The organism is Exiguobacterium sp. Leaf187 (genome assembly GCF_001423925.1).
Classification (GTDB): domain Bacteria; phylum Bacillota; class Bacilli; order Exiguobacteriales; family Exiguobacteriaceae; genus Exiguobacterium_A; species Exiguobacterium_A indicum.
On sequence record NZ_LMPR01000009.1, the window covers coordinates 1,052,310 to 1,077,581 of the forward strand.

24 protein-coding genes are annotated in these 25,272 nt (G+C 47.3%); all 24 read right to left on the bottom strand.

The window, feature by feature from the left end:
• Positions 1-76: 76 nt before the first annotated feature.
• The 24 genes from ASF99_RS09800 to ASF99_RS09915 all read right to left on the bottom strand — a co-directional run bounded on the left by ASF99_RS09800 (position 77) and on the right by ASF99_RS09915 (position 25,206).
• A complete protein-coding gene (locus ASF99_RS09800) occupies positions 77-1,390 on the bottom strand; it encodes a uracil-xanthine permease family protein (RefSeq protein WP_050677526.1) in 1,314 nt (437 codons plus the stop codon).
• 51 nt (positions 1,391-1,441) lie between these two features.
• Complete coding sequence (gene pyrR, locus ASF99_RS09805; RefSeq protein ID WP_035396895.1) at positions 1,442-1,972, bottom strand: bifunctional pyr operon transcriptional regulator/uracil phosphoribosyltransferase PyrR; 531 nt, start codon at positions 1,970-1,972, stop codon at positions 1,442-1,444.
• 248 nt (positions 1,973-2,220) lie between these two features.
• Complete coding sequence (locus ASF99_RS09810; protein WP_035396726.1) at positions 2,221-3,144, bottom strand: RluA family pseudouridine synthase; 924 nt, start codon at positions 3,142-3,144, stop codon at positions 2,221-2,223.
• The gene (gene lspA, locus ASF99_RS09815) at positions 3,141-3,617 is read right to left on the bottom strand and encodes a signal peptidase II (protein WP_023468792.1); all 477 of its coding nucleotides are present in this window, start codon (positions 3,615-3,617) and stop codon (positions 3,141-3,143) included. The genes ASF99_RS09810 and lspA overlap by 4 nt, the downstream gene beginning before the upstream one ends.
• Before the next feature lie 72 nt (positions 3,618-3,689).
• Entirely contained in the window at positions 3,690-6,425 is a 2,736-nt protein-coding gene (gene ileS / locus ASF99_RS09820; protein WP_055968659.1) for an isoleucine--tRNA ligase, read from the bottom strand.
• Positions 6,426-6,724: 299 nt separating this feature from the next.
• Positions 6,725-7,246 carry a DivIVA domain-containing protein gene (locus ASF99_RS09825; protein WP_023468794.1) on the bottom strand — a complete coding sequence of 174 codons (522 nt, stop codon included), beginning with the start codon at positions 7,244-7,246 and terminating at the stop codon, positions 6,725-6,727.
• 25 nt (positions 7,247-7,271) lie between these two features.
• Entirely contained in the window at positions 7,272-8,042 is a 771-nt protein-coding gene (locus ASF99_RS09830; RefSeq protein ID WP_023468795.1) for a YlmH family RNA-binding protein, read from the bottom strand.
• Positions 8,039-8,314: a YggT family protein gene (locus ASF99_RS09835; protein WP_023468796.1), complete on the bottom strand. Its 276-nt coding sequence runs from the start codon at positions 8,312-8,314 to the stop codon at positions 8,039-8,041. The genes ASF99_RS09830 and ASF99_RS09835 overlap by 4 nt, the downstream gene beginning before the upstream one ends.
• A 2-nt stretch (positions 8,315-8,316) precedes the next feature.
• On the bottom strand, positions 8,317-8,643 hold the full coding sequence (locus tag ASF99_RS09840) for a cell division protein SepF (RefSeq protein WP_231496839.1): 327 nt from the start codon (positions 8,641-8,643) through the stop codon (positions 8,317-8,319).
• Positions 8,644-8,836: 193 nt separating this feature from the next.
• Positions 8,837-9,508: a YggS family pyridoxal phosphate-dependent enzyme gene (locus ASF99_RS09845; RefSeq protein WP_055968660.1), complete on the bottom strand. Its 672-nt coding sequence runs from the start codon at positions 9,506-9,508 to the stop codon at positions 8,837-8,839.
• Positions 9,495-10,271 carry a peptidoglycan editing factor PgeF gene (gene pgeF, locus ASF99_RS09850; protein ID WP_023468799.1) on the bottom strand — a complete coding sequence of 259 codons (777 nt, stop codon included), beginning with the start codon at positions 10,269-10,271 and terminating at the stop codon, positions 9,495-9,497. Before pgeF ends, ASF99_RS09845 begins: the two co-directional genes overlap by 14 nt.
• An 84-nt stretch (positions 10,272-10,355) precedes the next feature.
• Positions 10,356-11,510: a cell division protein FtsZ gene (gene ftsZ, locus ASF99_RS09855; RefSeq protein WP_023468800.1), complete on the bottom strand. Its 1,155-nt coding sequence runs from the start codon at positions 11,508-11,510 to the stop codon at positions 10,356-10,358.
• 47 nt (positions 11,511-11,557) lie between these two features.
• Complete coding sequence (ftsA, locus tag ASF99_RS09860; RefSeq protein ID WP_023468801.1) at positions 11,558-12,862, bottom strand: cell division protein FtsA; 1,305 nt, start codon at positions 12,860-12,862, stop codon at positions 11,558-11,560.
• 229 nt (positions 12,863-13,091) lie between these two features.
• Positions 13,092-13,871, bottom strand: coding sequence for a cell division protein FtsQ/DivIB (locus ASF99_RS09865; protein ID WP_023468802.1), 780 nt, complete (start codon positions 13,869-13,871; stop codon positions 13,092-13,094).
• A gap of 61 nt (positions 13,872-13,932) precedes the next feature.
• On the bottom strand, positions 13,933-15,027 hold the full coding sequence (murG, locus tag ASF99_RS09870; protein WP_035396718.1) for an undecaprenyldiphospho-muramoylpentapeptide beta-N-acetylglucosaminyltransferase: 1,095 nt from the start codon (positions 15,025-15,027) through the stop codon (positions 13,933-13,935).
• Entirely contained in the window at positions 15,024-16,370 is a 1,347-nt protein-coding gene (gene murD, locus ASF99_RS09875; RefSeq protein ID WP_035396893.1) for a UDP-N-acetylmuramoyl-L-alanine--D-glutamate ligase, read from the bottom strand. The genes murG and murD overlap by 4 nt, the downstream gene beginning before the upstream one ends.
• Positions 16,371-16,403: 33 nt before the next feature.
• Positions 16,404-17,366 carry a phospho-N-acetylmuramoyl-pentapeptide-transferase gene (mraY, locus tag ASF99_RS09880; RefSeq protein ID WP_023468805.1) on the bottom strand — a complete coding sequence of 321 codons (963 nt, stop codon included), beginning with the start codon at positions 17,364-17,366 and terminating at the stop codon, positions 16,404-16,406.
• A gap of 22 nt (positions 17,367-17,388) precedes the next feature.
• On the bottom strand, positions 17,389-18,708 hold the full coding sequence (locus tag ASF99_RS09885; protein WP_074668418.1) for a UDP-N-acetylmuramoyl-tripeptide--D-alanyl-D-alanine ligase: 1,320 nt from the start codon (positions 18,706-18,708) through the stop codon (positions 17,389-17,391).
• Positions 18,709-18,816: 108 nt separating this feature from the next.
• Complete coding sequence (locus ASF99_RS09890) at positions 18,817-20,955, bottom strand: penicillin-binding protein (RefSeq protein ID WP_055968662.1); 2,139 nt, start codon at positions 20,953-20,955, stop codon at positions 18,817-18,819.
• On the bottom strand, positions 20,952-21,338 hold the full coding sequence (ftsL, locus tag ASF99_RS09895) for a cell division protein FtsL (RefSeq protein ID WP_055968664.1): 387 nt from the start codon (positions 21,336-21,338) through the stop codon (positions 20,952-20,954). The genes ASF99_RS09890 and ftsL overlap by 4 nt, the downstream gene beginning before the upstream one ends.
• Before the next feature lie 13 nt (positions 21,339-21,351).
• Positions 21,352-22,290 carry a 16S rRNA (cytosine(1402)-N(4))-methyltransferase RsmH gene (gene rsmH / locus ASF99_RS09900; RefSeq protein ID WP_035396712.1) on the bottom strand — a complete coding sequence of 313 codons (939 nt, stop codon included), beginning with the start codon at positions 22,288-22,290 and terminating at the stop codon, positions 21,352-21,354.
• A gap of 161 nt (positions 22,291-22,451) precedes the next feature.
• Positions 22,452-24,014 carry a bacillithiol biosynthesis cysteine-adding enzyme BshC gene (gene bshC / locus ASF99_RS09905; protein ID WP_055968667.1) on the bottom strand — a complete coding sequence of 521 codons (1,563 nt, stop codon included), beginning with the start codon at positions 24,012-24,014 and terminating at the stop codon, positions 22,452-22,454.
• Between the two features lie 29 nt (positions 24,015-24,043).
• Entirely contained in the window at positions 24,044-24,400 is a 357-nt protein-coding gene (locus tag ASF99_RS09910) for a DUF3397 domain-containing protein (RefSeq protein ID WP_023468811.1), read from the bottom strand.
• Complete coding sequence (locus ASF99_RS09915) at positions 24,397-25,206, bottom strand: ketopantoate reductase family protein (RefSeq protein WP_055968669.1); 810 nt, start codon at positions 25,204-25,206, stop codon at positions 24,397-24,399. Before ASF99_RS09915 ends, ASF99_RS09910 begins: the two co-directional genes overlap by 4 nt.
• Between the last annotated feature and the right edge of the window lie 66 nt (positions 25,207-25,272).

A 25,272-nucleotide genomic window follows, 5' to 3' on the forward strand; every position in this document is an offset into this window, starting at 1 on the left:
AAGGTGCGCCGAAAGAAGGCAGAGTGATTCCCTGCATCTTTTCATGGCCTTCACTTTATCGTTCTCTCGGAACGTCTTAAAAGTTGTTAGCTACCGATTGAGTTGTAGAGGTTTCCGTTGTTTCTTCGACCTGCTCTGTCGTTTTCGGAAGAACTAGATTCAGGATGATTCCAAGAATCGTCGCTAGTGCCATTCCTTCGAGAGAGAAGTTGCCGATTTTGAGCGCCGCGCCTCCGATACCTGTGACGAGAATGACGGCTGTAATCGTCAGATTTCGTTTATCGGCAAGATCGATCTTACTTTCCGTCAGCGTCCGGAGACCATTCGACGCGATGACTCCGAACAAGAGGATACTGATTCCACCCATGACCGGTGTCGGAATCGTCTTGATGAATCCTTCGACATATCCGAGGAATCCGAAGCTGATCGCAAGAACCGCCGCACCACCGAGGACGTAGACACTGTAGACACGAGTGATCGACATGACACCGTTGTTCTCACCATACGTCGTAACCGGTGGTCCGCCAAGCATCGAAGCGACTGTCTTCGCGATCCCGTCACCCAGTACGGTCCGGTGCATCCCTGGATCGAGGAGCGTCTCGCGCCCGATGATCCGTGATGTCACTTTTTGTTCGCCAATGTGCTCCGTCAGTGTGACGAGCGTCACGGGAACAATCAGAAGCAACGCGGCTGTATTCCACGATGGTGTGTAATTCAAGAACGGAATCGTGAAGTCCGGCACGTGGAAGAACGTTGCTTGTTGGAGTGGTGTGAAATCAATGATTCCGACCGATGCCGCAACGAGATAACCAACTGTGATCCCGAACAAAATCGGAATCGTACTCCACATTCCTTTTAAGTACGTCATCGCAAGGAGTGTGACGCCGAGTGTGACCATCGCAACGAGGAAGTACAGTCCGTTGTACTTACCATCCGCTCCGTTCATCGCCATGTTGACAGCGGTCGGGGCGAGCGATAAACCGATAACCATGATGACCGGTCCGATGACGACCGGCGGGAGTAAGCGAAGCAACCAAGCAGCTCCCGTGTAGCGGATGAGGAGTGAGACGAGTCCGTAGACGAGTCCAGCGACCATTCCGCCGATTAAGGCATCCTCGACACCCCACCGCTCACTGACGGCGATGATTGGGGCGATGTAGGCAAAACTCGAACCAAGATATGTGGGTACTTTGAAGCGGGTGACGGCGAGGAAAATCAGTGTGCCGACTCCGCTTGCGACGAGCGCGACCGATGTGTTGAGTCCCGTTAAGAGCGGGACGAGCACGGTCGCACCAAACATCGCGAAGACGTGTTGTAAGCTGAGCATCAGCCAGTTTAGAGGGTGAGTAGGTACTTCTTGTACATCAAGTACTGCGGCATGTTTTGCCATATGGATGACTCCCTTTCTGGTCTCTCTGGACCACCTTAAAGGTTTTGAATTTTAGCGTTTAATGAATACTTGATCGGCTTCATCGACTTCGGCGAGCGCGACGACGACTTGTTCCTCGCGGGATGTCGGGACGTTCTTACCGATGAAATCTGGTCGAATCGGTAACTCCCGATGTCCGCGGTCGACGAGGACAGCAAGTTGAATCATACTCGGTCTTCCGTGATCGACGAGCGCATCCATCGCGGCGCGAACGGTGCGACCTGTGTAGAGCACGTCGTCAACGAGGACGACGATTTTCCCGGTGATGTCTTCCGGTAAATCAGAACCTTTGATTTCTGGTTCTAAACTTCGTTTCGACAAGTCATCCCGGTACATTGAGATGTCGACGACACCGAGTAAGACCGGTTTTCCTTCGATTTGTTCGATGCGCTTCGCAAGTCGACGAGCGAGTGTCTCGCCTCGCGTCTTGATTCCGACAATCATCAAATCATGAATTCCTTTGTTACGTTCGATGATTTCATGGGCGATCCGTGTCAGTGCACGTCCGATCGCGGCTTCATCTAAGATGACGGCTGGTTTCATGTTTTCTCCTTTCATACAAAAGACCTTCTGCGGAAATCCGCAGAAGGTCATCGAAGACAGAATCATGGCATACGTCATGTATGCATGCCTACACACAATCGTGGTAGGTTCTCCCTTTCGCAGCCTCTCCGGACTCGATTAAAGGTGATACTAGTTAGGTAGGATCGTCACTCGGACGACCGAAGTGTCAGTAGAGGATGTCTCGCATCGCTCTCTAGGTGATACTCTACCGTTTTATTAGAAAAACGTCAAGACTCTAATTCAAGTTTTTTCAATTGACCGATTTCAAATGTCATCTCTTCTGGGAGCGGTGCTTCAAACCGCATCCACTCACCTGTCCGTGGGTGTTCGAAACCGAGAACCGCAGCATGCAAGGCTTGACCGTTCATTTTCATCGTCTTGCGTGGACCATATTTCGGGTCACCAGCAAGCGGGAAACCGATATAACGCATGTGGACACGGATTTGGTGCGTCCGTCCTGTTTCAAGTTTACATTCAACGACCGTAAAGCCCTCGTACCGATCAAGAACACGGAAATGGGTCACGGCAGACTTTGAATTCTTATCCGTTACCGTCATCCGTTGACGGTCGTTCTTATCGCGTCCGATTGGCGCTTCAATCGTTCCGAGTTCGTGCGGGATTTCACCGTGTACGAGCGCGATATAAAGACGCTCCGTCGTCTTCTCTTTCAATTGATGTGCAAGTGATTCATGCGCTAAGTCGTTCTTAGCGACCATCAACAGACCTGACGTATCCTTATCGATTCGGTGAACGATTCCTGGACGTTTGACGCCATTGATGCCTGAGAGATCTTGACAGTGGTGTAATAAGGCGTTGACGAGCGTTCCTGAGACATGCCCTGCCGCCGGGTGGACGACCATCCCTTTTGGTTTGTTGACGACGATGACGTCCGAATCTTCATAGACGACATCAAGTGGGATGTCTTCCGGCAAGATTTCGAGTTCCACTGCTTCCGGGATATGGACCTCAATCGATTCCGTTCCCGATAATTTATAGTTCGGTTTGACGACACGACCGTCGACTTCGACGCGCCCCGCTTTCAACCATTCCTGTACTTGCGAACGCGACCAATCGTTTTGTTCTGCGAGCCATTTATCAATGCGCCCTGTCGCTCCATCCGCTTGCACGGACCATGTTTCTACTTCATTCATTTATCCATCGTTCCTTTCTTAGTCAACCGTTCTTCGAACATGACGCTAATTAGCATCGTGATGACACCAAACGTCAAACAGACGTCTGCGACATTAAAGATCGGAAAATTATAGCCGAACGGGAAGAAGTGGAAGAAATCAACGACTTCTCCTCGTGCCATTCGATCAATGAAATTTCCGATCGCACCACTGAGCAATAACGCGATGCTCCAAGCAAATACCTTATTTTTCGTGCCTTCCTTGTAGAGGAAGTAAATCAATCCAATGACGACGACGACCGTAACGATGAAGAAAAAGCCGAATTTACCTTCGAGCATGCCCCACGCAGCGCCTCGATTCCGATACGAGTTGAGATAAAAGAAATCCGGAATGACCGTGATGGCTTGACCGATCGTCATATTTTGAACGACAATCCATTTCGTCAACTGGTCGATTCCAACGAGTAAAGCAGCAATCCCTAAGTAAAGCCACATCCTATTGTCCTCCGCATCCAAAAATAATGAGGGGCGTCCTGCGAAGTCGCAGTCGCCCCTCCCTTTGTATCATTATAAAGAATTGACGACTTCAGTACAACGTGGGCAAAGAGTCGGATGAGCCGGATCTTGTCCGAGTTCCGTCGAATATGTCCAACAACGTTCACATTTTTCACCGTCAGCTTTTTGAACCGTGATGCCGGTCGTCTCATACATCTTATCCGCCGTTTCAACGAATTCGAGTTGTGAGACTTGGAGTAACTGCTCAAGATGATCGATTGTTCCGAGCAAGGCTTTCGTCTCTTCCTTCGGTGCAAGCAAGAGTTTCGCTTCGAGTGTCTTACCGACGAGTTTCTCAACGCGCGCTTCCTCGAGTGCTTTTAAGACATCATCGCGGAATGTCAGGAACGCGTTCCATTTCTCGATGAGGGCAAGTCCTTCTTCTGAGACTTCGACCGTTTTCGGAAGGTCTGTCAGGAAGATACTCTTCGTTTCAACAGCTGGTACGAATTCCCATGCTTCGTCTGCTGTGTGTGGCAAGACAGGTGCCATCAATTGCAACAAGGCAACGACTGTATCATACATGACCGTCTGAACCGCACGACGCGATGTCGCGTCTGCTTTTTCGATATACAGGATATCTTTCGTGTAATCGAGGTAGAACGACGACAAATCAAGGACACAGAAGTTATGGAGCAATTGATAGACCGACATGAAGTCGTACGCATCATAAGCCGCTTTTACTTTTCCAACAAGTTGGTCCAGTTTCGTCCGCATGAAACGATCTGACTCTGGTAAGTCTTCAAATGCGACGCGGTGCGTCGCAGGATCGAATTGATCCAAGTTTCCGAGGAGGAAACGAACCGTGTTCCGGATTTTACGATATGATTCTGAGACTTGTTTGAAGTTATCCATCGATGCTCGGACATCAGCTTGATAATCGACTGATGCCACCCACAAGCGAAGGATCTCTGCTCCAAATTGTTGCATGACTTGAATCGGTGCAATCGTGTTACCGATCGATTTCGACATCTTGCGACCTTGACCATCCAGAACGAATCCGTGACTGACGACCGCTTTGTATGGTGCTTTTCCTGTCGTTGCGACGGCTGTCGATAGCGACGAGTTGAACCAACCACGATATTGGTCAGATCCTTCAAGATAGAGATCCGCTGGACGTGTCAATTCAGGACGTGTCGCAAGGACACCGGCATGTGATGAACCAGAATCGAACCAGACATCCATGATGTCAGTTTCCTTTTTGAAGATACCGTTCGGGCTTGCTGGATGTGTGAATCCTTCAGGAAGCAAGTCGACTGCTTCGCGCTCATACCAGACATTTGATCCGTGAGCTGCAAATAAATTCGCGATATGATCAATCGTTTCTGGTGTGACGATTTCTGTTCCATCTTCAGCATAGAAGATTGGAAGCGGAACGCCCCAAGCACGTTGACGTGAGATGACCCAGTCGCCGCGGTCTTTGAACATGTTGTGGAGACGTGTTTCTCCCCACTCTGGTACCCACTGGACACCTTTGATCTCATCAAGGATTTCCGCACGGAAGTCTTTGATTGAAGCGAACCACTGTGGCGTTGCCCGGAAGATGACCGGTTTTTTCGTCCGCCAGTCGTGTGGATACGAGTGTTTGATGAACGACAGTTTTAAGAGAGCGCCTGCTTCTTCGAGTGCAAGACCGATTTCTTTGTTCGCATCCTCATAGAACATGCCTTCGAATCCAGGCGCTTCTGCTGTCATGACCCCTTTATCGTCGACTGGGCAAAGAACGTCAAGACCGTACGCTTGACCGATACGGAAGTCATCTTCCCCGTGACCTGGAGCCGTATGCACGACACCTGTCGCTTCCGCTGTAACGTGATCGCCAAGCATGACGAGTGATTCACGGTCGTACAATGGATGTTTTGCTTTCATGTATTCGAAGTCCGCACCATTAAAGATACGTCCGACTGTTGCGTCTTCCCATCCGAGTGCTTCGATGACTTCAGGAACGAGTGTTTCCGCTACGATATAGCCTTTTCCTTGATACTCGATCCGCGCATATGTCAGTTCCGCACTGACAGAGATTCCGAGGTTCGCTGGAATCGTCCATGGTGTCGTCGTCCAGATGACGAAATGATCCGTCGGCTCTAAGATGTTTTTTCCGTCCATGACTTGGAACGCGACATAGATGGCAGCTGACCGTTTATCTTGATATTCGATTTCTGCTTCAGCTAATGCCGATTCAGAAGACGGTGACCAATAGACCGGTTTCTTCCCTTTGTAGATATAGCCTTTGTTCGCCATATCGCCGAATAAACGAATTTGAGCTGCTTCAAATTCTGGTTGAAGAGTGATGTATGGGTTGTCATAGTCACCGAGAACGCCGAGACGTTTGAATTGTTCGCGTTGGTGATCGACTTGTTCCAGCGCATATTTCGCACATAATTCACGGAATTCTGCGACCGTCATCGATTTACGATCAACACCGGCTTTTTGAAGTGCTGTTTCAATCGGTAATCCGTGTGTGTCCCAACCAGGCACGTATGGAGACTGGAAGCCATTCATCGATTTGTAGCGGACGATGATGTCTTTTAAGACTTTGTTTAATCCGTGACCCATGTGGATGTCACCATTCGCATACGGAGGACCATCGTGGAGGATGAACGTTGGCTTTCCAGCATTCTTTTCCTGGACCGCAGCGTAGAGATTCATCTCTTCCCATCGTGCTTGCATATCTGGTTCACGTTTTGGCAAGTTGCCTCGCATTAAAAACTCCGTTTTCATCATCAATAAGGTTTCTTTGTAATCCATCTGACCATCTCTCACCTTTCGCTTTAAAAGTACAAAAAAAGCCAAGCTCATCCCTGAGATAGGGACGAGCTTGGCTGAACTCGCGGTACCACCCTACTAATCCTGCTCGCCATTTTGACGACGCAGGACCGCTTAAGAACTCGATAACGGGAGTGAGCCGGCATGACTTACTGTTCAGCGAACGTTCAGTCTTGCACTCCAAGGGGATACCTCATCTTTTTCGTTGCTCGGGCTTCCACCATTCCCCCGATTCGCTGTCAACCGTCCAAGATGCGACGTGTCCTTGTCATTGATTTTATTTATACGACATCGTCGTCATTATACGCAACTGCTGGAACATCGTCAAGCGCTCCACGAGAAGAGAAATCAAACGCATCCCAGTCATGGCTCGTCAATAATTCCATCTGCGCATCGATCAATACTTTGAATCGATTACGATAGAGTTCGATTTTTTTGCGCATTTGCTCGACTTCGAAGTCTGTCCGTTGTGCCCGGCGTTGCGCCGCATCTTGCAACTGCTCTGCTTCACGTTCTGCTTGCTTTAGGATCAAGCTCGCTTCTTTTGAAGCATTGGCTTTGACTTCTTCAGCCGCTTCCTGTGCAACGATGATCGATTTATTCAACGTTTCTTCCATCGAACTGAAGTAGTCGACACGCGCTTGCATGTTTTGGATGACTTCTTGTTGTTGACGGTTCTCACGTAACAACAATTCAAAATCCTTGATGACTTGATCTAGGAATTCGTTCACTTCATCTTCGTCATAGCCGCGAAACTTTCGTGTGAACTCCTTATTATGAATATCGAGTGGCGTTAATGGCATGATGAATTCCTCCTCCGCATTTATCTTATCCTTTTAAAATACCGTATTGTAGTTTGATTCGATCACGTTTCGTTGATCCGAGGATTGCAATCAACTTGACGCGTCCTGTTCCACGCAAGGAAAGTAAGTCGCCTTCTTCTAGCATGAAGCTCGAATCATCCACTACTTTATAATTCACTTTACTCTCACCCTGTTTAATGAGCGCCTGTGCTTTTTGACGTGAGAAGCCGAGAATTTCACTCACGACCGTATCGAACCGAAGTGAGCTGACAAACCCAAGTGTCTCTTCCCACTCTTGATCCTTCACTTTCAAGCGATCTTCTGCGTCTACGCGCGAAAGACGAATCTTCGTCTTCCCTGCTCGTTCGACGTTTGCTTCGATATAGGTCGCGACTTCGTCCGCGACGGCAAACTGTACTTGATCCTGAATGATGACGTCGCCGAATTTGGCTCGTTTCAATCCGACGTTCAATAATGTACCGGTGACTTGACGATGAGAAAGTTCAACGAATTTAGTAGGATAATGAATGCGATAGATGGAAATGTCAAAGTCATCCGCGTTGTATTCATAATAATCTGGTGCGAGGATTGCCCGTTTACGTTCAGCGCCTTCGAAACCGCCCTCAAAAAAGAGGGCGCATTTCGAACCGACGAGTTCTTGTGTGATTTGTTGTTCACGTGGATCTAGGAAATCCGTTAATTTGAACGTATAGGTCGCTTCCACATGATCAATCCAGTTCAAGACTGAATCGACGAATTCCCGCTCGCTTCCACGATAATGATCGTATACGCTCATACTAAAAAGATTGCTCGGATACCCGATTGAGCCAAGTTCAAGACGAGGAAGGCTACAATCGGCGAGATATCCAGCATGCCCCCGATAGGCGGGATGATACGACGGAAGGGCGCTAGGAATGGCTCGACTAACATCGCGAGCACTTGTCCGAATTTAGAATCACGGGCATTCGGGAACCACGAAAGCAGGATATAAACGATCATGACGTAACTGTAATACTGTAATAACGTACTTAATGTACGACCAATTGCGTACATCACTTGAGAATCCATACTTACCACCCCTTATGATTAATATCATCTTCTCCAAGAAGATTCGAGATGCTACCAGCTAACTCGACGTTGTTCGGAACACAGAGGAGGGTATTCTGACTGATCGTCGTAATCGTTCCATCGAGAGCGAAGACGACACCAGATAAGAAATTAATCATCTGTCGTGATTGATCTTTTGACATACGCTGCATATTGACGATGACAGCACGGTTCTGACGAAGATGTTCCCCGATTTCCTGGGCTTCGTTGAAGACACGTGGTTCACTCAAGATGACTTGCGATTTCGTTTTTTTCGTCGCATGAAGCGGCACGATATTCGATTGTCTCACGCTGTCCTCCTTTTGAGTAACACTTGGGGTAGATTCCTCGTAATACTCTTCATACTCTTGTTGTGAAGCACCTCTACCTTTATTTATTGTAGCATCATTTTCATATTCAAGTTCATCTAAATCGTCGCTGTTGCCGAGAAATAGATTTTGCATTTTTGATTTAAAACCCATATCCATTCTCCCTTCTTCTCGTTTAGGTGTGAACGAGCGTCGTCCCGATTCGGACGAACGTCGCCCCTTCTTCGATGGCGATTTCAAAATCCGATGACATTCCCATAGATAACTCCGTACATGGAGCATACGACAATTTTTTCGCCTTGACCTCTTCTTGCAATGTTTTTAATGAACGGAATACCTCACGGATACGCGCCGTATCTTCCGTCAACGGTGCCATCGTCATCAGTCCGATGACACGAATCGCGGGATATTGACCGATTTCGTGTAAGAACGATGGTACATCCTCAGGCGCGATGCCTTGCTTCGATTCTTCCCCAGAAACGTTGACTTGGATGAAACAATCAATGATTCGGTCTGTTCGTTTATTGATCTCTTCCGCCAAATGAAGACGGTCAAGGGAATGCAACACGTCAATGGCATCGATGATTTGACGAACTTTACGCGTTTGTAGTGTACCAATGAAGTGCCACGTACAAGCAGTTCGTCCGAGCTCTGCCTGTTTTTCAAGCAATCCGTCCGGACGATTTTCTCCGAGATGGGTCACGCCAGCTGCTAATAATTCAGAAGCAACTTGACTTGAGACTGATTTCGTCACACCAATCAACTGTACCTGCTTTTCAGAAGGACTCTTTTCACTCGCTTGTTCCATTCGTTTTGTAACTTCTTGTACATTATCAAGAATTGACATCCAATGACTCCTTTACGATCAAACTTGCAAAGCGCCCACCGTGGTCACCGTGGCGATAAGAGAAGTAATCTTCCGCCTGACAGTGTGTACATAGACCTGAGTCAAGGACATCACCGACTCCACAACGCTCAGCTAGCGCAGCATTCGTTTTTTGTAGCGATAACATCGCTTTTCCATCTTCCTTGCGTATGTAAGGAGACTCATCGAGTTCAAGCGCATCGATTGCATCGATGACCGGTTGATCGACTTCGTAACAACAATCACGAATCGATGGACCAATGACCATTTGAATCGATGAACGACTCGCACCCGCACGTTCCATTTGCTTGACTGTTTCCTCGACGATATTGCCAACGGTTCCGCGCCAGCCGGCATGCGTATTCGCGATGATTCCTGTCGTCGGATCACAGAAGACAAGCGGCACACAGTCAGCGAAGAGCATCATCAATAAGACATTCGAATCGGTCGTCACCAATCCATCTGTACCCGGAATCGCTGTTTCGTAATCCAAAGCACCGCGCCCGGAGTCAAGTGTCGTCACCTGTTCGACGTGATTTCCGTGAACTTGCTGTGCCCAAATCGAGTTCTCGAGCGAGAGATCAAGCTGACGTGCGATGACTTGTCGATTCTGGATGACACCGTCGCGATCATCGTTGACATGTAACCCTAAATTTCCGTTTTCATGAGGGGCAGCGAACTTCGTCGTAAAGGCGGCACGTACGGTACCTGTCGGTGTATCCCATTTGATCCATTGTCCAAACATGTTCATGCCTCCTTTGATTTTAAAAAAAGAGGCGCCGCTTTCGCGACACCTCATCGTTTAGCAGTCGTGTCACTGGAACATCGATCAACGATTATTCCGGCGAAGGAAAGATGGGATGTCCATCGTTTCTTCGACATCTGGCTCTTTAGCCGGTTCGGGATTCGAGCTGACAGGTGTCTCTTCGACTTGTGGTTTTGACTCCTCTGTTGGTGGTGGAGTCGCTTGTTTTTTCTTCAATAAATTCTTCATCATTTCTTGAGCGGATGGAATTTCGAAATCGAGTGGTTCGTTTTCGAATTCCGTCGCGATGACTGTAACGATGATTTCATCTTCTAGGTTATCGTTGATGACAGAACCAAAGATCAAGTTGACTTCCTCATCAGCTGCACTCTGAACGATTTGTGCGGCTTCCGTCACTTCGTACAAGCTAAGGTTCGCACTACCTGTAATGTTCATCAGAACACCTTTCGCGCCTTCGATCGAGGTCTCAAGCAACGGACTCGAAATCGCTTTTTTCGCTGCTTCCGTCGCGCGGTGTTCGCCTGTCGCGACACCGACACCCATTAAAGCAGAACCTTTTTCCGTCATGATCGTCTTCACATCGGCGAAGTCGAGGTTGATCAGACCAGGTACGGCGATCAAGTCAGTGATACCTTGTACACCTTGACGCAAGACGTTATCTGCTTCTTTGAACGCTTCAAGCATTGGTGTGTTCCGATCAACGATTTCAAGTAACTTATCGTTCGGAATGACGATCAACGTATCGACTTTTTCTTTGAAGTTCTGGACACCTGAAACAGCATGTTGCATACGTTTACGTCCTTCGAACATAAATGGTTTTGTGACGACGCCGACTGTCAATGCACCGATTTCTTTTGAAATCTCCGCGATGACAGGAGCAGCTCCTGTACCAGTTCCGCCACCCATCCCAGCTGTGACGAAGACCATGTCAGCGCCTGAAAGGATTTCTGTTAATTGCTCACGGCTCTCTTCCGCCGCTTTTTTACCGATTTCCGGATTGGCACCCGCACCGAGACCACGTGTCAATTTAGCACCGAGTTGTAGTTTTACGTCAGCTTGTGACATGTTCAATGCCTGCGCGTCCGTGTTTACTGCGATGAATTCTACGCCTTGGACACCGTGTTCAATCATTCGGTTGACGGCGTTCGAACCGCCACCACCTACACCGATGACCTTGATTTTTGCTACTTGGTCCATCATTTCATCAAAATGCAACATAAAAAGGGCCCCCTAATATTTTTTACTCATTGGATTTTTTGTAGGCATTAACCAAAGAATTTCTCAAAGAAACTACTGAATGACTTTTTCTCTTTCGGAGGCTGTTCACGTGTTGGCCGTTCGTTTCGCGTAGGTGACGTCTGTTCGTTCATGAGCAGTGCATCCTGTTCATGTCCGTGCGCTACGGCTTCCTTCTCTTCCGCCCGGTCGAAACCTGATTTCGATACGGCGCTTCTTGAGAGCACATAACGTAACATACCGGCTGCGACGGCATACTTCGGATGACGAATACCAAGACTAGCAGGTTGATAGACATTGACGCTCTGCTTGAAGATTCGTTTTCCGAGCTGATCGATTCCCGGTAATGAAGAACTTCCCCCACATAAGATTAAGCCACTATTCATGTGAGCGTATCCTGCTTGCGTCATTCGTTTTTGAATCATCTCGAAGATTTCCTCAAGTCGTGCTTCTAAAACGAATCCAATCTCTGATTGTGGTTCGAAACGATGTTCGCCGTTGATCGTGACGTAGGAAACTTTCTCTTCCGGATCCCCGAGTGCTTCAAGCGCAACACCATATTCTTCTTTAGCAAGTTTCGCGTCTTGATATTTACAATTCATCTTGTACGTCAAATCACGTGTCAGATGATCACCACCGTATGGCAACGTCGTCGAGTAGACGAGATCATTCTTTTCGTAGATGGAAAGTGTCGTCGTCTCATGACCGATATCGATGATTCCGACACCGAGTTCGAGTTCATCAATCGATGCTGCGATTCTAGATACCGCTAAACTCTCCAGCACATATCCAGCAAGCTCTAAACCAGCCCGTTCAATGGAACGTTTAATGCTATGTAGGATCGTCTTCGCTCCGATGATGAGCTTCCCTGTTACTTCGAGACGATAACCGATCATTCCTCTCGGATCAGTGATTTCTGTTTGCTGATCGACCGTAAAGGTCTTCGGCAAGACATCGACGACACTGAGTTCGTTCGGAATTCGCATGACCATCGCAGAATGCAGAACGTCTTTCACGTCATCATCCGTGATTTCATTGTCCTCACCTTTGATCGATGTCATCCCTTGGCAATCCTTCACTTGAATGTGTTCACCGGAAATAGCGACATATACTTCACCAATTGGTTCACCAAGTGTACGTTCCACTTCCGTAACCGCTTGTTTAATGGCTTGTACCGTTTGATCGATGTCAACGATGACACCTCGTTTAACACCCGCGGATGGTGCAGAACCTTCAGCAAGAACGTTCAGCGTTCCACCAAGTAGTTCACCGACGATGAGTTTCACCTCCGATGTCCCAATGTCGAGCGCGGCAATCGTACCTTTCGTTTCCATGGGAGTGACACCTCCACTTTCATAATACTAATCCTTTTTATTCCTAATTATATTCTAGGAATGAGTCAGGCTTCTTCTCGTTTAAGTCTACACTATATAAATACTTACGAAAAGAAGTTATTGCCCGTCTTAGCGTTCGAATAGATTACGATTTGATGACGATTCGAACAAAGGTCGACGAATGAAAACACACGTTTGTTTTTTTATTCGTCAGCCCTTTACGAATCTTCTATTTTTTTCCTTTATATGGCTTGAAATAGATACCGCCATCAATTGTAATCGTTCCCGTCTTTCCTTTTGGTAAGGCAGAAATGACCTTTACGTATTCATTCAAGGAATTTGAAAAGGATGATGTACTGAGTAACACCGTATTCCCATCCGTCATGAATAATTTCAGACCACCCTTGTCCGTCTTATCGTTTGCGACGATTTCAGAGATCCGACTACGTACTTTCGGCTCGATCTTAACGAGTTCCTTCGTCAACCGATTTAATGATTGATCCGTAAATCCAGTCAGAATTGGTGCATCGAACAATTCTTCCTTCGACTTTCCGGGAATGATCGTTCCGTCCGCCAGTACGATCCGGTCTCCTGGTTTATCCTTTGCGTAAGCGATCTCTTTCTCTTCCGTCACCGTCACGCGATATTGATGCAAAAACTGTTTTTGCATCGTTGCTTCCTGAATGCCTGGAACCCTCTCGATTCGTTCAAGAATGTCTTCCTCTGATAGATTAAAGGCGTGTGTCTCATTCACCTTAACTCCTGATGCCTTCAAGATATCTGATGTTTTGACATTAAGATTACCATCAATATCAAATCGAGCGACCCGAGAATAACTCGACTGTAGATAAAAAACGACACCGACCAATAGACCAATCAGAATCAGGACATAGATGAGCCTCCGGTTGGCTTTTTTGCGACGTTGTTCACGGATATAAGGTATCTTATCCTCGAGGCTGCGGACGTTCTCGTCCTCTTGTGGTCGTCCAACCGCTCTCCGTTCCCTCACGTCTCATTCCCCCTCTATAACGTAACAATTCATTTCCCTATCGGTCTTTTCCTGCAATAGTTTAGTTTTTTTGTCCTGTCAGTCGTAACAATTCATCAACTAAGTCCCGTGAAGCGTTCGGCATACCGAGCGCAAGCGCCGCTTCAGACATCATTTGTTGTTGTGCTAACGCTTTTTCGCATGCCTCAAACAACCGATCACCCGTTAGCTCTTGTTCACGAATCAATAGACTCGCACCTGTCTCGACGAGTGATGAGGCATTGACCTCTTGGTGATTTTCCGTCACGTAAGGACTCGGGATGAGCACACTCGGTAAGCCGAGTGTCGTCAGTTCTGCCAATGTGCTTGCTCCCGAACGTGAAATGACGAGTTGACTTGCTTTTAAGATGTTCGGTAAATCATATACGAATGGGCGAAGTTGAATGCGTTCTGGTAAGGAACCAACGCGTGACATAATCGTATCGTAATGAATTTGACCAGTAACGAAGAGGAGCGACCAGCCTGCTTGCTCGACCTTTGGCATCATATCGACGACTGCTTCGTTGATTGCAGGTGCGCCACGACTACCGCCATAGATGACGACGAGAGGACGTCCTTCCTCAAAACCGAAACGTTGTCGCTCTTCAAGCGGATTGATGTTGAGCTCTGCCACTTCAGAAGCACGCGGATTTCCGATTAAAACCGTCTTCGCTTCATTCTTACCGAAGTGATGTCCAGACCCTTTAAAAGAGAGTGCAACACGATCCACATACCGAGCTAAAAATTTATTCGTGATACCAGGTAGACTGTTTTGTTCATGAACGAGTGTCTTGAAACCCATTTTTGCAGCCGTATACAATACCGGTCCACAAACGAACCCACCTGTACCGACGACGATATCCGGTTGGAACTGACGCAGTAGTCGACGAACACGCCGGACGCTCTTGACGAACCGGATACCAGTCTTGACGTTTTCGAACGACAAGGAACGACGGATGCCAGAAATCTCAATCGATTCAAATGGAATTCCCGCACGACGAACGATATCCGCCTCGAGACCATTTTCTGTTCCGATATAGAGGACCTCACACGGCATGCGTTGTTCGAGCTCCCGGATCATAGCGAGTGCCGGATAGATGTGACCGCCTGTACCGCCTCCAGAGACGACGATTTTCATACTGTTGTTCCTCCTACTTCATGTACGGCACGAACGAAATGATCGCCGCGCTCTTCATATGTCTTGTATTGATCCCAACTTGCAGATGCTGGTGACAGAAGAATGATGTCGCCGGGTCGTGACACTTCAAACGCTACTTTCACGGCTTCATCCATCGCCTCAACGACGGTTGACGCATAGCCATTTTCTGACGCAAGCGTTCCGAATCGATGACCCGTCTCACCAAGTCCGATTACATGTTTGACATGCTTCATTGCATCGAGTAACGGTGTCAAATCCGCTCCACGCTCGAGTCCGCCACATAACCAGATGATGGGTGCCGTAAATCCAGACAACGCCGCTTCTGTTGCCACATTATTCGTCGCTTTTGAGTCGTTGTAAACTTTTCGACCAGCAATTTCACCGACGAACTGTGTCCGGTGCTCTACACCACCAAACGTCCGTAGAACATGTTGAACGTCAGATAATGCTAAGTTAAACGGTTCGACGAGTGTTAAGGCTGCGAGAACGTTCTCGACATTATGCCCACCACCGAGAGCTAGTTCACTAACAGGTAAGATACTCGTCCCATTGATTGTCAACGTATCGTTCATGATTTCTGCATACGCCGATTGACGACGAGAGAACAAGAGTGGCGTTACTTCAGCTGTCTTTCCGAGTGCATTGACGGACGCATCATCGGCATTCAAGACAAGACGATCCGTTTCTTTCATGTTCTTAAAGATCCGGGCTTTCGCTTCGCCATACGATTCAAAATCACCATGATAATCCAGATGTGCTGGTGATAAATTCAAAAATGCTGCCGTATATGGTCGGAACTGCTCGATCCCCATCAATTGAAAACTTGATAATTCAATGACGATGATATCGTCCTGTTTCGCCTGACATGCGATTTCAATTGCCGGGAATCCAATGTTTCCTGCCAAATGTACACGCCGCGTACCGGTTTTCAACAACTCATGGACCAGCGTCGTCGTCGTCGTTTTCCCGTTCGATCCTGTGATGGCAATCCACGTCGCATCGGTTGCTTGATACGCTAGTTCTACTTCTGTCCAAACCGGAATGTCGCGTCGTAAGGCTTCTTGTAGCAGATCGATGTGATACGGAATTCCTGGATTCTTGACGATCAAATCGATGTCATCGAGTAGTGTGAGCGGGTGCTCACCGTAGACCGTCTTAACATCGAGTGATGCAAGCGTCGCTTGATCACTCTCGGACGGCGTTTTCCCGTCATTGACCGTTACTTCTGCACCAACACTCGCTAAATACCGAGCTGCTGCGATTCCACTTTTCGCCGTTCCGAGAACGAGCACTTTTTGATCATTCCATTGTCGTTGTTCCATTGTTGAATCGCTCACTTTCTCTCTTCTTTTTTATTACACGAATAGATAGGCGATGAATGCCATCAAACAGCTGATTCCTGCGAATGTACCGACGATCCGCCATTCGCTCCAACCGACCATTTCGAAGTGGTGGTGAATTGGGCTCATTTTGAAAATTCGTTTTCCTGTCGTCTTAAAGGAGATGACTTGTAGAATGACTGATAATGTCTCGACAACGAAAACGATACCGATTAAGACGAGTAGTAATTCCAGTTTTAAGACAATCGATAGACCTGCTAGTGCAGCTCCAAGTGCAAGTGACCCTGTATCTCCCATGAAGATCTTCGCTGGGTGCGCATTGAATAATAGGAATCCGATCAAGGCACCGACCGCTGAGAAAGCAAAACAAGCAGCGCCTACTTCATCTGCGATAAACCAACTGTATAATCCGAAGAACAAGAATGTTGGAATCGCTGTAAATGATACGAGACCGTCCAATCCATCCGTCAAGTTGACTGCATTTGAGAAACCAACTAACCAGAACAAGGCAACAAACGGATAGACGATACCGAAATCAAGCTCAAAATCGGTAAATGGAATCGATAGATACGTCGCGTCACTTGTAAATCCACCACTCAACCAGACAAATAACAATCCGACGACGATTTGTCCAAGTAATTTTTGTTTTGAATTCAGACCAAGGTTACGTTTCTTGACGACTTTGATGTAATCATCAATGAAGCCGATAACGCCATACGCAAGTGTTAAAAACAGTAACGATAATTGTGTCGTCGATAGATCGCCCATGACGACTGCACCGAGAACGCTGACGATCATCGCGACAAGAATGACGATTCCACCCATCGTCGGTGTTCCGGATTTGACCTGATGCCATTGCGGTCCTTCTTCCCGAATTTCCTGACCGAACTTCAATTGGTGTAGAAACGGAATCGCTTTTGGCATGACGAGTAATACAACAAGAAATGCAAGAATAAGACTGATGAATAATGTGATCATAGCAGACACCCTTTTTCAAAAATTAGTTTTCGTTCAGATAGGTTAATATCCGTTCAAGCGCCATCCCACGTGACGCTTTCAATAAGACGATTGTTCGTTCTCCGAGCAATGGGCGCAATCGTTTTGCAGCATCCTCGACGGTTGTCGCGAATTGGATTTGAACAGACGGGTCGCTGATTCCTTCAGCAATCCACGCGCCTTTCTCCCCTACTAGGATAGCATGCGAGACAGGTAACGCAATCCGCTTTCCGACCGAGGCATGTAATAAGCGTTCTTGGTCCCCTAATTCATACATATCGCCGAGGACGAGAACGCGTGTCGTATACCCTTCCAACGCAGTGACCGTCTCAATCGCTGCATTCATTGATGTCGGACTCGCGTTATACGCATCATTGATGACCGCAGTCTCTTCAAAGAGTAATCGTTCCATCCGCATCGGTGTCAATTCAACCGCATCGAACCCTTCTTGAATCCGGGCGTCCGTCACGCCAAGTGCACGTGCTGTCGCAATCGCGTATGCTGCATTTCGGACTTGGTGTTTCCCTAGCACTGGTAGGTGAAAAGCGGTGCCATCGTAAGTAAAGGCCGTTCCAAAGAACGTTGCTTCCTTCGTTTCGATCCGGTACGTATTTCCGATTTGATAGCCGATCTTCTCCGCTTCGACTTCTGCGAGAAGTGGTTCGTCACCATCAACGAATAAATGACCACCTGGTTTGAGTCCGGATTGAATCTCAAGCTTCGCTTTGGCGATGCCACTGCGTCCACCGACTTGCTCCGCATGCGATTCGCCGATGTTCGTGACGAGTGCGATATCTGGCTCAGCTAGATTCGATAGGAATTCAATATCGCCAAACCCGTTCATTCCCATCTCAAGCACAGCGACTTCCGTATCAGCTGGCATCATGAGAATCGTTAACGGCATTCCGATATCCGAATTGAAGTTTCCTTGTGTCTTATGTGTCTTAAACGTCGTCTTGAGTACGCTCTCGACCATGTCCTTCGTCGATGTCTTCCCATTTGATCCAGTGATGGCGACGATTTTCGGCGCAATCTGCATTAAGTATCGTTTTGCGATGTGTTGCAGGGCAACCAATGGTTCATCGACTTCTAAAAAGACGATATCGATGTCTGGTCGATCAATGCCTTTCTTCCATAAGGTGACGATCGCTCCTTGGTTTTTTGCACCTTCAAGGAATCGATGACCATCAACGCGTGCTCCTTGAATCGGAACATAGAGACCGTCTTCAAGTTGTGCGCGTGAATCCGTTGCAAAATGACGAACGATACGATCATCTTTCACATCGAGATGCAACCATTCAGCGAGTTGCGTAATTGTTAACATGATATATACCTCCATTTGATGACAGCAAAAGAGGACGAATGCAAAAGTCAACGAATGACTCCTGTTCGTCCTCGTCTTCCTGTAGAAATCAGGAAATTTGCCCCACCGTTATTCTTTAGGTTCAGCTAGTTCGACCGTTAACTTTCCATTTTCCCTCACTAGTGTACCAGTTCGAGCTGATTGTTTGGTTACAAAACCTTTACCAATGACATCAAGCTTCAAGTCATACAAGCTGACGAGTTTTTTGACGTCTCGCTGCGACCACCCCGTCAAATCCGGCATTTTGAACGTATTTGCTGTCTTCAGCAAGACACGCTCTCCGCTGACGAATTCTTGACCACGAGACGGAATCTGCGAAACGACTTCAGCACCATCGCCTAGGATGATTGGAACAGCCTCTTGTTCTTTTGCTAAATCCGTCGCTTGTCGGGCACTCTTCTTGATGTAGCTTGGCGTAATTTCCGCTTTGACATCCACCGAGTCCTTTTGCGTTTCCGGTTGAATGCTCCGGTATTGCAATGCTGTGTTCATGACACTCTTGAACACCGGACTCATGATGAGTGGTCCTGAAACAGACGATTCACTTTTCGAAGGACGATCGACTGCGATGTACATGATCAATTCCGGATCATCTTTTGGCGCCATACCGATGAACGAGTGAATGAATTGTCCTTGAATGTATTTCCCATTCTCAGAAATTTGAGCTGTACCGGTCTTCCCGATGACACGGTAGTCTTTCAACTTATACATTTGCCCGGTTCCGATTTTACTATTGACGACACCGTCAAGTGCATCCCGCGTCGCTTTTGCCGCCTCTGCCGAAATCGGCTTACCAACGACCTCTGTTTTCGCCCGGTACGGTGCTTTATCCGTATGGTCCGCTTTTTGGATGATATGCGGTTTGACCATCTCGCCGTCACCAGCAATTGCCGTTGCCCCTTGAAGCAATTGCATCGGCGTGACCGCAGTCGATTGTCCCCATGACGTAATGAGCGCATTCAATGGTTTCGACAAGTCAGATTGACTGTTTACTTCTCCCGAGATGTCTATACCCGTTCGTTGGTCAAAATGAAACTTCTTAAAGTATTCTTTATAACGCTCGATCCCAAGTTTTTCTGCTGTCAACTTCGAGAACATGACGTTCGAGGAGTGATAGACTCCTTCAATCATCGGAATAGTTCCCCAACCGACATCGTTATAATCCTTGATGACCGTTCCTTTGTAGTTATAACTACCCGATTTATACATCTCATTCGGACGGAACACTCCCGCATCAATCGCCGCTGCGAGCGTAAAGATTTTCATCGTCGAACCGGGTTCGAAGCGTGACGAGACGGCAAAATTCGTGAAATCTTTCATGTCACGTAAGTTCGGGTTGAACGATGGACGATCCGCCATGGCAAGGATTTCACCGGTTTTCGCATCCATGACGATCCCTGTCGCATTTTTCGGTTTGTACGTGTTGTACATTTTTTGCATTTGTTTCTCTAGCGACTGTTGAATGCGGTGATCGATCGTCAAGTACAGGTTTGACCCGTCCTTCGGTTCATTCGAGACACGCGACGAGCCTTGGATCAACGGATTACCGCTCCGATCTTTCTCGAAGACACGTGCCCCGTAAGATTCGCTTAAGGCATCGTCATACTGTTTTTCGATCCCCATTTGTCCCTGTAACGCGACACGACCATTCTCCTCGGTGATCTTTTGGACGAATCCAAGTGTATCGGACAAGAAGATACCATTCGGGTAATATCGTTTCGGCTCTTCAATCATCCGGATTCCAGGAAGTTTCAACTTATCGATCTTCTCTTTTTGATCGAGCGTCAAATCATTTCCTTTTTTTCCGAATTCGATTTGCGAACGATCTTTGTTCTCAATCAAATAGGTCTCCAGTTCCTTCGTCGTCATCCCAAGAATCGGTGCAAGACCTTCAGCCGTCTTTTTAAAATCGACGATCGTCTCGTCCGGATCTTTGACGCCACCTAGTCGGTAAATACCAATCAAATGATAGGATGGAACATTGATCGCGATCGGTGAACCGAGTCGGTCGAAAATTTCACCGCGTTCTGCCCCGAGCGTCTCCTGAGACTCCCATCGCTTTTTCTCAGCATAGGCGATCATGTCTTCCCCATGGAATTGTTTTGTTGTCGCCAAGTATAAAAATCGACCAATGAACACAAAAAAGAGAGTAGCAAATATCACCATGATAAAGGCTACTCTCCAACGGGATTTTTTCAGTGGATTCATTTAGGAATCACCTTGATGTTCCCTTTACGCATATCAAGACCCTGTTCTTTTGCAATCTTATAAATCCGTTCCGGAGAGCTTAAGTTCGTGACCTCTAGTTGTAAACGTTCGTTTTCTTTTTTGAGTGATTGTGTGACTTGGTTCTCTTTCGCTAAATCACGGCTCACATTATACGCTTCGTTATGCGTACTGATCGTCAAACTCCCAAATAACACAAGACCACCAATCATCGCGCTGTATAAGAATTTTTCAAAGGGATACAAGCGATACTTCGGACGGACGACGACGCGACGCGCGATATCTTCCGTCTTTCGTGGTTCCTGAACAGGTTGTTGACGAACGGGTTGAACCGTTTGGACCGATTTACGAAGTGGTTCTGCCATTGGAATGCTCCTCTCAAGTTTCTTTCATTTTTTCAGCAACTCGTAATTTTGCCGATCGGGCGCGACGGTTATCATCGAGCTCTTCAACACCCGCCGTAATCGGCTTGCGTGTGACGAGTCGGAGTTCCGGCTCCATTTCGACTGGAATCATCGGTAACCCCGGTGGAAGCTCGGGTAGTGATGATTTTTCTTTGATTGCTTGTTTACACATGCGATCTTCAAGTGAATGGAACGTAATGACACATAGACGTCCACCGACCCGTAATAAATCAATGGCTTGGTGTACCGCACGATCAAAGACGTTCAGTTCATCATTGACAGCGATCCGGATTGCTTGGAAAGTCCGTTTCGCAGGGTGACCACCTTTACGTCGTGCTGGTGCCGGAATCGCATCCTTGATCAATTCGACGAGTTCAAATGTCGTCTCGATCGGTCGCTCTTCCCGCGCTTTTTCGATTTTACGCGCAATCTGTTTCGAGAATTTCTCTTCCCCGTATGTAAAGAAGATACGTACGAGATCATTGTACGACCACTCATTGACGACTTCGTAGGCAGAAAGTGGAGAAGATTGATCCATGCGCATGTCGAGACGTGCGTCGTGATTGTAACTAAATCCCCGTTCCCCTTCGTCTAATTGTGGTGAAGAGACACCGAGATCGAATAGGATGCCGTCCACTTTCTCGACGCCATGTGCTGCTAACTGCTCTTTCAGATAAGCAAAATTACTCTTTATTAAAGTAAAGCGACCTTCATACGCCGCGAGACGTTCTGCTGCATGAGCGAGGGCGACATCATCTTGATCAAATGCGTACAGATGACCTGTCGTCAGTTGCTTGACGATCTCTTCGCTGTGTCCTGCTCCACCTAATGTACAATCGACGTAAATACCGTCGGGTTTAATCGCGAGTCCTTCAATCGACTCCCATTTCAATACTGTTTCATGCTCAAACATGTCCTGCCTCACCTTTCACTGTCCTTGAAGGACGTTACTCTTTTTCAATGTATCACATTCTCTCGTGAAAACGTTACGAAAATGAGACAGTTTCCTTGATTTATTTAACTTTTGTGTAATTTTCGCTAAAAAACTAAAAAAACCTGCTAGTTTCAGCAGGTTTAAAGGAAAATCTTCAGTTGATCACTCGTATTCGCTTCATAGGCTGTTCTTAAGTCCCGAACAAAATCAAGACCATGGTGATTCAACCACGGGAGGACAGAATGAATCCGCTCTTGTGGCGCTCCATCAGGAAGAAGATGATAAGCCGTCTCTTTATATTGCCGTGTCTGTCGGTCAAACTGACGTCGATCTTCTGCCAGTAGACTAGCAATTGCTTGATCGAGCTGTTTCTTGACCTTCTCACTCTTACTCGATGTCCGCAGTAGATTCTGTTCGAGCGAGAGGAATTCCGAGACGAAACTGTCTTTTAGCATCGCTGCCGTCTGCATACGTCCTGTCATCTTCTCTTCTGAATAGAGCGGAATCGGTACGCCTGATCGGACGATTTCTTCGAGCGACACCTCAAGTTTAGCAAGACGCTTTTCATCGCTACGGCGCACGAGTAACCCACCCATGCGGGGAATCAATAACGGCATCGTCCAATTCAGGTGATGAAAGAGCGGTCGTAAGCGTGTCCAGTATGCTAACTCCCCCGGACCCCCGATATAGGCAAGCGTCGGGAACAGGTAATCCTGCATCAATGGACGTGTGACGACACTGTTGGAGAAACGTTCCGGACTGGCGTACAGCAACGCGATCAATTCAAGCTCCGTATATTGCTTTCCTTGTTTTGTCTCGAATCCCTCTGCTGTCGGATACAGCAACTGACGACCGTGATCATCGACGAAAAGATGCGCCGCTTCCTCGTTCAAGAATGTATCCGGTAACTCTTGTGTCTGTGAAATACCATCCGTCAATGCTCGTCTAAATTCCGCATTGTCTTGAATCAACCGTTCAAAGAACGGAATCTCGAGTTCACGGACAGAATGTGTATCCGCATCAAAGAAGACGACATCAAAATCGATCAATTCACCGATCAATTGTGAGAAAAACATCCCATACGATGTACACGCTTCAACGAGTTGCTTCAGGCGCGCAACTAATTGTTTCGTATGAACCGTTTCTGGCATTGCTCGGAATGCCTCTTCGATGATTTCAAGAAGTGCTGCTTGATCAAAAGAGAGCCGACTGACCGAGTGGGCAATCGATTCTGAAGGTGTGACAGCGATTTTACGCGTTTGATAATCCGCTGTCGGAACGTAAACATGGTTAATCTCATCAAAATCGTGATCTTCGGTCGCGAGCCAAAAAATCGGAACGACAGGTCGCCCAAGTGTCGTTTCCGCCTGCTTCGCGACCTTAAGACAGGTCAACAATTTATAGATGGCATATAATGGTCCGCCAAAGATACCCGTTTGTTGCCCTGTAATGACAACTTGAGCTTCACCCGTACGAAGCTTCGCGACACGCTCCCGCAAACGCTCCGTCATGTTCGGATTTTGACGTTCGAGTTCGTCTGTCAGTGCCGCAAGATGCGGATAGTGACGTTCTTCAAGCAAACGGCTCCTCGACGCTAAACCACTCTCTCCAAAGTGGTCGACATATGTTAAGAATTCTTCTCGTGAAGCACGATGCATCAACGAGTTATCATCGTATAAGGCTTCAAATGGTTGTACCTTCAAACAAAATCCCTTCTTTCTTACCTAACTGGTCAGCTGATGAACAGTTGACGAATACCGAGTACGAACAGTATGAAATGGACAGGTAATGCCAGCAAGATGATGATCCGCCAACTGTGGCGAATCATTTGTCTCAAATCAACATCAAGTTGACGAATTCGTTGCCAGAGTGCATTCAACGCAAACACCAACAATACGACGATGACGATCCACCCTAAGTAATTTGTTCCGGTCAAGGCAATCAATGCAACATGAATCGCATACAGAACGATGAATGTTCCAAAGTCGAGTGCAAATCGAACGGCCTTCCCATGTTTCCGAAATAGAAGTAGAAAGACGAGATACAACGCAATCAGGCTGAATAAAGGAAAAATGATGAAGACTGTCACTGCGGACCCTCCCTCTGTTTGATCTGTTCATAATAAAAAGATAAACGTGGCGTCGCAGTCGTCGCCTGACGTAATGCGTATCCAAGTATCGGTTCTACTTCCGTTCGTCGTCCATACTCAAGATCTCGTAACATGGAAGAACGATTTTTGCTCGTATTCTTCATGATCCGCTCGATTTCGGAATAAGTAATGTCATGGTGCGGGAAAATCGTCCGCATTTCGTCAAATAATTGACGGGCTTCTTCTCGATAAGGCATCTCTAATAAGGATCCATTCTCAACACCGTAATAAGCCGTCACTGGATTGATGACGACGTTGATGAACAGCTTCGTCAATAAAACGGCTTCCATATCTGACTCAAGTTCAAAGCACAGCTGCTTTGACGACAAGTTCGCTACCTCTTGATTCCCGTAGCGGATGCGTCCTTTTCCAGTATGCTGGACTTCAAACGGTGCAGTACGCATGGCACCATGTTCGACGACACCAAATAAGACATGCGGCAATTGCTCTTTCCATTTCAAATGATCCATTCCATTTTGCAGGAACATGACGGGACACGTCAGCCGTTTAAGGAATGGAATCACACTTTTTATATCATACGACTTTGTCGCGACAAACACCAAGTCTTCTGACTCGAGCCGATCAATCTTCTGGATCCGTACGAGACGACTCGCTTGTCCATCGCGAATGATTGGTCGTTCCTCCTCTTGTTCTTGTCGCACATAAAGCGTGACTGCATGATCTTCCGATAAATAAGAGGCAAGCAATAACCCGATGGCACCCGCGCCAATGATTCCAACATTCATCTATTTCCTATCCCCTTTCATGAAAAAAGCGACCTTAAAACCGATTTCTCGATTCGAAGGTCGCTT